Origin of the sequence: Bacillus sp. MMSF_3353, from assembly GCF_030733445.1 — a bacterium.
Lineage (GTDB): Bacteria > Bacillota > Bacilli > Bacillales > Bacillaceae_G > Bacillus_A > Bacillus_A wiedmannii.
Window position 1 is genome coordinate 1 of the sequence record NZ_JASHJA010000087.1, and the last position, 1,711, is coordinate 1,711.

Genomic DNA, 1,711 nt, shown 5'->3' on the forward strand with positions numbered 1-1,711 from the left:
ATGGTATCAGTGGTAGGGGAGCGTTCTAAGTGCAGTGAAGTCAGACCGGAAGGACTGGTGGAGCGCTTAGAAGTGAGAATGCCGGTATGAGTAGCGAAAGACGGGTGAGAATCCCGTCCACCGAATGCCTAAGGTTTCCTGAGGAAGGCTCGTCCGCTCAGGGTTAGTCAGGACCTAAGCCGAGGCCGACAGGCGTAGGCGATGGACAACAGGTTGATATTCCTGTACCACCTCTTTATCGTTTGAGCAATGGAGGGACGCAGAAGGATAGAAGAAGCGTGCGATTGGTTGTGCACGTCCAAGCAGTTAGGCTGATAAGTAGGCAAATCCGCTTATCGTGAAGGCTGAGCTGTGATGGGGAAGCTCCTTATGGAGCGAAGTCTTTGATTCCCCGCTGCCAAGAAAAGCTTCTAGCGAGATAAAAGGTGCCTGTACCGCAAACCGACACAGGTAGGCGAGGAGAGAATCCTAAGGTGTGCGAGAGAACTCTGGTTAAGGAACTCGGCAAAATGACCCCGTAACTTCGGGAGAAGGGGTGCTTTCTTAACGGAAAGCCGCAGTGAATAGGCCCAAGCGACTGTTTAGCAAAAACACAGGTCTCTGCGAAGCCGTAAGGCGAAGTATAGGGGCTGACACCTGCCCGGTGCTGGAAGGTTAAGGAGAGGGGTTAGCGTAAGCGAAGCTCTGAACTGAAGCCCCAGTAAACGGCGGCCGTAACTATAACGGTCCTAAGGTAGCGAAATTCCTTGTCGGGTAAGTTCCGACCCGCACGAAAGGTGTAACGATTTGGGCACTGTCTCAACCAGAGACTCGGTGAAATTATAGTACCTGTGAAGATGCAGGTTACCCGCGACAGGACGGAAAGACCCCGTGGAGCTTTACTGTAGCCTGATATTGAATTTTGGTACAGTTTGTACAGGATAGGCGGGAGCCATTGAAACCGGAGCGCTAGCTTCGGTGGAGGCGCTGGTGGGATACCGCCCTGACTGTATTGAAATTCTAACCTACGGGTCTTATCGACCCGGGAGACAGTGTCAGGTGGGCAGTTTGACTGGGGCGGTCGCCTCCTAAAGTGTAACGGAGGCGCCCAAAGGTTCCCTCAGAATGGTTGGAAATCATTCGTAGAGTGCAAAGGCATAAGGGAGCTTGACTGCGAGACCTACAAGTCGAGCAGGGACGAAAGTCGGGCTTAGTGATCCGGTGGTTCCGCATGGAAGGGCCATCGCTCAACGGATAAAAGCTACCCCGGGGATAACAGGCTTATCTCCCCCAAGAGTCCACATCGACGGGGAGGTTTGGCACCTCGATGTCGGCTCATCGCATCCTGGGGCTGTAGTCGGTCCCAAGGGTTGGGCTGTTCGCCCATTAAAGCGGTACGCGAGCTGGGTTCAGAACGTCGTGAGACAGTTCGGTCCCTATCCGTCGTGGGCGTAGGAAATTTGAGAGGAGCTGTCCTTAGTACGAGAGGACCGGGATGGACGCACCGCTGGTGTACCAGTTGTTCTGCCAAGGGCATAGCTGGGTAGCTATGTGCGGAAGGGATAAGTGCTGAAAGCATCTAAGCATGAAGCCCCCCTCAAGATGAGATTTCCCATAGCGTAAGCTAGTAAGATCCCTGAAAGATGATCAGGTTGATAGGTTCGAGGTGGAAGCATGGTGACATGTGGAGCTGACGAATACTAATAGATCGAGGACTTAACCATATAATATG

General features: G+C 53.0%; 1 rRNA gene. It reads left to right on the forward strand.

Annotation, left to right across the window (positions count from 1 at the left end):
* Positions 1-1,703 (forward strand): 23S ribosomal RNA (locus RBB48_RS31560); the annotation flags it as partial.
* Positions 1,704-1,711 lie beyond the last annotated feature (8 nt).